This window comes from Psychrobacter sp. Cmf 22.2 (assembly GCF_001921745.1).
Classification (GTDB): domain Bacteria; phylum Pseudomonadota; class Gammaproteobacteria; order Pseudomonadales; family Moraxellaceae; genus Psychrobacter.
In genome coordinates this window covers 158,222-165,171 of record NZ_MRYA01000007.1, presented here as the reverse complement: position 1 = coordinate 165,171, position 6,950 = coordinate 158,222, and the positions used below count along the sequence as shown (strand labels likewise).

Genomic DNA, 6,950 nt, shown 5'->3' with positions numbered 1-6,950 from the left:
TGGATGGAAAATGACTTATCTAAATTGTTTTATGATATTCATCCAAAACATAACTCTTTTGTAGTGCAGTGACTATACTTACTCCATTAATTTATAAAACTCTACTTCTAGTAGAATAAATCTCATAAATAGCTTACTTTTGTAGTTTAAAATAAAAATTATTATACTCAGATATTGATAGCTGTTACTAGTGTTAAATCAGCTAAATATTTGACAAAACTTAATGGTCTTAAATTTACTTTTAGTTAATAAATAGATAATCACAAAAAAAATAAACCGCCTTACTTTCTTAGAGTTAAGGCGGCTCGATAAGGTTAAACTGAGCGCATAGCAATCTTAGTATTAATCCACTCTGCAATCTCGCTTGCTACCCATACTACCCTTACCTGTGTCAGTTGTACCTTCTTAGGGAATGTTGGGTCGTAACGATCAGATTTTTCATTGACCATCTCGTAGATCGTAGAGCGACTAAGACCGGTATAATGACCAACATCTTTGATACTCAGTAGCTGCGGTATATGGTTGCATTGCTCGACTACTGGCTGTGTTGTATTCAAATTTTCCATGATTTGCTCCTTATAAGTGTATGAGAGCGTTTCCCCTCATATACTTACCGAGTCCTATAATTTTTTACTGCATCCCATGCTGTCCGACAGTTAGCTTTTGACGCAGCTAATAAAAAAAGGAGCTGCATGTAACAGCTCCTTTTTATGCCGTGTGCGTGTGTTAGCTTTACTAGCTCACCGCCGTCACGCTTTGCCGTAGCCCCTGCTCAATGCTAGTCACGTCATTATTGGCTAAGCCATGATTTAAGGGCTCATGCTCACCTTGATGTTGACCAGAATCGCCTGTCTCGACTGGATAAAACTCTTCCACGACTGCAAATGCCTCATCACTATCAATCTCAAAGGCTGAGCTGACATAGCCAAGCTTCGCTGCTGCTTCTAACGCAGCTTGATCAAAGCCGTGTTCGCTAAGCTCCGTATCAATAGCTTGCGCGTTAGATACCGCATCTTTCAGCGTCACCCCATCACGCAAGGTCAAATCGACAAAGTAAATTGGCGTGCGATAGCTTTGCGTTGTGCTTTTACCTCTTAGGGTTAATTGTAGTGGTAAACACGACAGCTTATTGCCGGATACTGCAGCAAAGTAGCTGAGTCTTGCTGCCAGTGTGCGAATACTATTAAAGCCAGTCGTGCGAAAGATAAACGTGCCCAGCTCATCGTCCTCAGACAGATTGACGTAGAGCCTACCGTAAGGTTTACAAGCACCGCCTTGCGCTAATGGACAGCGATCAGGTGATGGACACGGCAGTTGCTCAACGCCATTATTGGTTCGGCGCTGACACTGCTCACCGTCACCCACACATAGCGGTCTGCCCGTTTGCCGATCAAACAGTGTGTACTCAGCTCGCAGATTTAGTGTCGGATCATTAAACAGCATACGCACGGGTATTTGTCTGAGCTTACCGTCATTATTTGCGCGTAGTTTTTCGTCTAGTGGATGATTGATCCATCCGTCTTTATTTTGGACTTGGCTGGTGATGGTAAATTGATCGTCTTTGGCAGGCAGACGCTTGCCATCTTTTACAATGACACGTCCAATGCTGATACGACCTAATACTGGTGGGGTTATGGTGAGACCTTTAATCATGGTGATATTCCTTATATGTTTTAGTTAGCCATAAAAAAGCCCACCTTTGATAGGTGGGCGGTTATGCGCTAGATTTGGTTTGTGTGTGTTGATTAGAATAGATAGCAGGTTAATCGTTTAAGACAACAAAACGACGACTACCCTGACGGGTTTTACTGAACTGAGTGAGTAGCTCAGGATGGGCTTTGATCACCGCCTTGGTATCTAAGCTTACGCTGTCCTTGGATCGTTTCCACGAGATAGCCCCTTTATCGAAAACCGCCACCTCATGGTCTTTGATCAGGCTTTGTAGCTGATGCTTTACCTGATCATGACGCTGCTCTAACTCTTGCATGTAATCACGGTAGCTCAGCAATTGCTCAAATAGCTTGTTAGCGCCAGTATCATCTTTAAAGTCAATTTTTCTGTTAGGCTCAGGTTTGGGATAAAGCTGTTTTAGTGCTCGAGCTGCGGATTCACTATGATCAGGGATTGGTGGCGTGTCGGTTTCCACGTATTGCCAGAATAACCTTTCATGCTCCATGATGGACTCAATCAAGCGCTCGTCACGCTCAACTTTATAAATCTTCGCCTCATGACCGCAAAGCAGCACACAGATATGCGCTGCAGTTTTGCCAGTGACCGCTAGCTGATGCTGGACTTGGCAAGTGACATATAACGGTACGCCTTGCTTCCATAATTTAGCACCATGTTCTCCCGCGGTTTTACACTCGAGTACCTGCACCTCGTCACTACCAGTAATGGCATAGTCTAAATTAGCCAGCATAAAGTGCTTGTCAGGATCAGGGTGCTGCAAGATGGCGTTTACGCGCCTGACTTTATTACCAGTATGTTCTTGATAGTACTTAGCCACCATCGGCTCTAGGGTATTGCCCCAATACAGTGGGGAATACCCCTCGATGCTCTCATCGATGTCTGAGCTCATGCGTCCTGTCTTAATCATCCACAGCTCAAGCATGGATAGGTATGGGTGGATACCACAAGCGGCAGCGGCATCAGAGCTGCCAATGCCTTGTCTGCGTACTTGTAGCCAGTCCTCACGGCTTAAGTCTTTGGTATTAACCAAACGCTTAGCCGTGGTTGACGTGCTTACTTGAGCAGGTTTGTCAGTGGTATCCATATGCTTGGTTTTCACCACTGCTGATTTACGCTTCACAGTAGTGCGCTTAGCCTGTCTTGGCTGAGTGTTGGTATTTAATGCGATCATGTTCATGGTAAATTCCTTCGTTAAATTGGTTATTGGTTTTTAGTTGTTTACTGATTAATGAGAAACAAACGGCATAAAAAAACCACGCTTTCGAGCGTGGTTTAATCGTTGCGTGTACTAAGCGTCTTTAGGCAATCAGTGCAAAGGCTGCCTCTAAGCTTTTATCTTTCAGCTTAGCGCCTGCACCGAACCATGCGGAATCAAGCCTATGGTCTGTCGACATCGCTCGGCGCTCATGGTCAACAAACTCTGTCATTGCCGACAGCAGCCCATAAGCGGTATCACGCGCTGAATCCAAATCTGCACCGCGACCTTGACCGTTAAACATGTTCATCACCTGATTCATGGCACGGGCATTGGGCACCGCATCCTTTTCTTTCTTAGCGCTGTTAAACAGAATGATGTCGTTGTCCTGATCGTTGAAGACACGATTCAGGTAATTGGCGGCTTCTGCTTGGGTTACACGGCGCTGGGTTAACTGCTTCATCTCATACATGTGTTCATTCCACTGCTGAACAGAAACGCCTAATTGCTGCTTGACCTTGTCCGCATCAAAGGAGGTGCTATGCGGTACTTTTACCACGCCACCACTGCCGTCAGCGAGGCTAATGGCTAGCGTGTTATTACACACCACACGGATATTGGTAAATTGTGCTGTAGTCGCAAGCGTGCCGTCACAAGCAGTTGCTAAGAGTAGATAGCCGTTACTGACATCACCGCCTTTGAGAGTCATAGACTGACCTGTACGAGCGAGTGCCCACATCTTGCGACCACCTTTTAGCACCCCTGCGGTCTCAAGCTCAAAGTCAGACTGCTCAGTAAGATCACGATAGAACTCTAGAATCTCACGGGGCTGTACTTCTTGATAGCGTTGACTGACCACCGATAAGGGCTCTAGGTTATCTGAGCGATACAACACTTTATTGCTGTCAAACGGCATAATTAGGCTTTGCCCTTTTTCATTGCTTGCCATGTAGCTGACATCAGACGATTCGATACGCCAATCCATACCAGCCTCTTTAGCCCATACCTCGATAGGTTGATTCTTTGGTAGCTGACTGCCGAGACCGTGCCAAGGGGTGTCACCGACATAAGCCATATTTTCGATTAAATGTGCCATGATTCATTTCCTTTTAGGTTTAATTGTTTATAAGCATTAAGTAATGCGATGATTCATTAATTGATGGTTGAAAAAACGTGCGTACAGTCATCGCAGCGATGCTGCTTATTGATCAGCATCGGTAAAGCGCTATGAGGCTCTGCAAGCTCGATGACGGCTGCAATCGCAGTACCTGCAATCACACCGATCATAGAATGGACTTTGAATGATTTGCATAGACTGATACCAAGACCGATCAGTGCAGCGGGTGATAACGGCTCATCCACAAGCTGCTGGTTAGTACTATCAGTCATCACATAAACAGCGGACGACTGACAGCGTGGACATAGGGGTTTCATAAGGGCTCCTTATTGCGCGCATAAAAAAGACCTGCACGAGGCAGGCCTTTAATGAGTTGGTAAGGATGAGCATTAAGACGCTAATGCTCGATCTCATGAATGTAGTATGTATTTGAAATTAGTTTGTTATGGGTGGTAATCCACGACGCTTCTTTGTACGGTAGGTGCCATGACCGAAGGTACGCATATTAGGGATCTTGGCTTTGAGACGTTGTTCATACTTGTCTTTTTTCGTGGTGAGATATGATAATGCATTAATGGTATTTTGAACTTTGTCAGAATCATTCCTATGTGTCATTCCAACACCAAGTGTACCTTTCATTTTAAATACATTGAAATATTTTGGATCATTGCAATTGAAGTAACTGCCTTGTCCGTCTGTCATAGATACCCATTTCTCACCAACACTACGACCACAGTAATAACCATTATCTTTTTTAGCGCCGTTGTACAAGAGTGCTAGATGACAATGCAAGCTACCTTTATTGTCGTGACTTCCAGTTTGCTTATATCCTTGCTCAAGTGACCAAACAAATCCTTCAAGTCCCTTAAAACAGCCCTTTTTATTACTCATACGTTCTCGTAGCGCTGTCATGTGCTCATCAAAATCCCAAACACTAATATCACTCCTGTATTCGATTTTATACTGTAAATCCACTCTGACCACAAGTAAGCGTGAGTGGTGTGCGAATAAGCTTGTTGAGTATTTATAAAAAGAGTCAGTATTACGAGTTTCTTGTAGTAAAAAAGCAGTACGGCTCAAATCGTATTCAGGTCGATACTTTTGCATTTCGTAGATAAATGCATCAACTGATTGCTGATCCCATATTACCTCCCCAGGATAGTACTCACCTTTTAATAGCTGTCCGACAGCCACAAACCATTTTACTGTTTCCGTGTACTCAAGCTCATGATTATAGTGATGCATCATGGCTGGGTATAGGTAGTTTAATACTAAAGCCAATTGAGCATTATCTACTTTGCTAAGCAAAATCACCATTACAAATTTATCAACATCTGTCAGTATATTACCCTCTGTTTGATAATAGTTATTCATTACAAATCCTATATGAGTTTTTGGTTCATATAGTTAGCTTGATAAGTAAAATATTATTTAATACGGTCTTTAATTTTTTATGATAAACATAAGAATTGGCAATCAATGTTCTTATATAATATAAATAACCCATTAAGCACAACAAAAAATAACCCGTCAGGGTTGGATATATATATAAACAATAATAAAAATATCTCGCTATAGCAGCAGATAACAAAAGGATAGAGTTACGCTTTTTATTAATATGTACTATAAGAAGAGTACCATTTATGTTATATTTATATAATGTCTAATATTATCAATGGATGTAGCATATTTATGCTAGAAATTTACTAGATTTTTCCCAAGTAATTTCTAAGCTTATACCGCAAATAATCTAGATTTAAACTAGCTATTTTCAGGGAAGAAAATATCATGAATACAGTATTATCAAACCAGACACACAACGTGTATCCTGCGCAGCCAGTATTTGTTGACAATCCTAATCCTGTTTTTGATCAGGCCACAGGACAATATATTTACTCTAAATTGGTGAGATTTGTAGCTGATGAATATATAAGAGACGTCAAAAACCATAAAAGAACCACAGAAGATTTTTACAAAGGATTGTCCAAGATTGGAGAGAGTGACGCAAAATCACTACTCTATATCAAGAACTACTTACAAGGCAGAAGTTGGGAAAATATATCGTTTGATGGTGATGATTATGCAAACCAACTTATTTTCCATTTAAAATGTAGCGACAGCCCTTTAGAAGAATTTAACAATCTTGTTAGATACAAAATCGATCATATATTGCCAGAGACATACTTGGATTGGTTTAAAAACGATCTACGCTGTTCCTTATTTTTAGCCCATCTCATTAACCACTTAATAGTTAATAAAACTTACAAAGGTAGGCAAGAGCTGATTCAGTCAGTAGCTGACATCTTGCGCTATGAGATTCATATATTTATTAAAGAATATAGGAAAAACCTTCCTAATTATTCATTAATAGTGCAGGAAAAGGGAGACAGAAGAACAGCATATATAGAGAGTGTTAAATCTATATACTTGAAAAATCGCACAGAAAATTTTGACTGGATAGACCCTAAAAATGATCAAATGATTGACTGGAGTTACAAATATCTATGCGGAAAAGGTCGTGAACATATCATACTGAAGGGGATATTTTTTCCAGAAAATACTCAGGAAAAATATGAGCTTATCCTTGCAAGTCTAGATGTACTATCTAACATAAATGATCCATCCATAGGCACCAAAAACAAAAAAGGCTTTTCGCTTAGAGCTTACGTATTATCTAGCATGAAAAAAGCATGGGATGGTCGGAAGCAGACTGATACTGAAAACGAAGTTAAAAAGGGCTATATAAAAATATATAAGCCAAATCTACCCAAATTAGAGGCACTGAGGGCTTTTAGTAGTTTTACAGCGAATCAGTTGGTTAATAAGTCGATAGAGCAAATGTATGATAAGCTCATTGTAGGTAATAATGATACATTAGATAAGGACGATGCTTCAGGCTGACTTTATACTTGTTGCAAGTCTATCAACAGCTTGTGCTTTACAATATTA

The 6,950-nt window shown here is 41.2% G+C and carries 7 protein-coding genes; 1 reads left to right on the top strand and 6 read right to left on the bottom strand.

The annotated features are described in order from the left end of the window. Window positions 1–314 precede the first annotated feature (314 nt). The 6 genes from BTV98_RS11775 to BTV98_RS11750 form a co-directional block, all read right to left on the bottom strand. Entirely contained in the window at window positions 315–566 is a 252-nt protein-coding gene (locus tag BTV98_RS11775) for an AlpA family transcriptional regulator (RefSeq protein WP_075103665.1), read from the bottom strand. 169 nt (window positions 567–735) lie between these two features. Continuing rightward, complete coding sequence (locus tag BTV98_RS11770) at window positions 736–1,653, bottom strand: hydrolase or metal-binding protein (RefSeq protein ID WP_075103664.1); 918 nt, start codon at window positions 1,651–1,653, stop codon at window positions 736–738. A 109-nt stretch (window positions 1,654–1,762) separates the two neighbouring features. Continuing rightward, a complete protein-coding gene (locus tag BTV98_RS11765) occupies window positions 1,763–2,773 on the bottom strand; it encodes a YqaJ viral recombinase family protein (RefSeq protein WP_256713907.1) in 1,011 nt (336 codons plus the stop codon). A 214-nt stretch (window positions 2,774–2,987) separates the two neighbouring features. Next, the gene (locus BTV98_RS11760) at window positions 2,988–3,980 is read right to left on the bottom strand and encodes a DUF932 domain-containing protein (protein WP_075103662.1); all 993 of its coding nucleotides are present in this window, start codon (window positions 3,978–3,980) and stop codon (window positions 2,988–2,990) included. Window positions 3,981–4,036: 56 nt separating this feature from the next. Beyond that, window positions 4,037–4,318, bottom strand: a complete 282-nt coding sequence (locus BTV98_RS11755; RefSeq protein ID WP_075103661.1) for a hypothetical protein — start codon at window positions 4,316–4,318, stop codon at window positions 4,037–4,039. Between the two features lie 118 nt (window positions 4,319–4,436). Further along, on the bottom strand, window positions 4,437–5,375 hold the full coding sequence (locus BTV98_RS11750; RefSeq protein ID WP_075103660.1) for an inovirus-type Gp2 protein: 939 nt from the start codon (window positions 5,373–5,375) through the stop codon (window positions 4,437–4,439). Between the two features lie 414 nt (window positions 5,376–5,789). Between BTV98_RS11750 and BTV98_RS11745 the strand changes: the two genes are divergently transcribed. Further along, entirely contained in the window at window positions 5,790–6,902 is a 1,113-nt protein-coding gene (locus tag BTV98_RS11745) for a hypothetical protein (protein WP_075103659.1), read from the top strand. Window positions 6,903–6,950: the final 48 nt, after the last annotated feature.

What these genes read in the sequence shown, in the direction of transcription:
- BTV98_RS11775 (WP_075103665.1), bottom strand. Translation starts at nt 566, where the DNA reads ATGGAAAATTTGAATACAACACAGCCAGTAGTCGAGCAATGCAACCAT.
- BTV98_RS11745 (WP_075103659.1), top strand. Translation starts at nt 5,790, where the DNA reads ATGAATACAGTATTATCAAACCAGACACACAACGTGTATCCTGCGCAG.
- BTV98_RS11765 (WP_256713907.1), bottom strand. Translation starts at nt 2,773, where the DNA reads ATGGATACCACTGACAAACCTGCTCAAGTAAGCACGTCAACCACGGCT.
- BTV98_RS11755 (WP_075103661.1), bottom strand. Translation starts at nt 4,318, where the DNA reads ATGAAACCCCTATGTCCACGCTGTCAGTCGTCCGCTGTTTATGTGATG.
- BTV98_RS11760 (WP_075103662.1), bottom strand. Translation starts at nt 3,980, where the DNA reads ATGGCACATTTAATCGAAAATATGGCTTATGTCGGTGACACCCCTTGG.
- BTV98_RS11750 (WP_075103660.1), bottom strand. Translation starts at nt 5,375, where the DNA reads ATGAATAACTATTATCAAACAGAGGGTAATATACTGACAGATGTTGAT.
- BTV98_RS11770 (WP_075103664.1), bottom strand. Translation starts at nt 1,653, where the DNA reads ATGATTAAAGGTCTCACCATAACCCCACCAGTATTAGGTCGTATCAGC.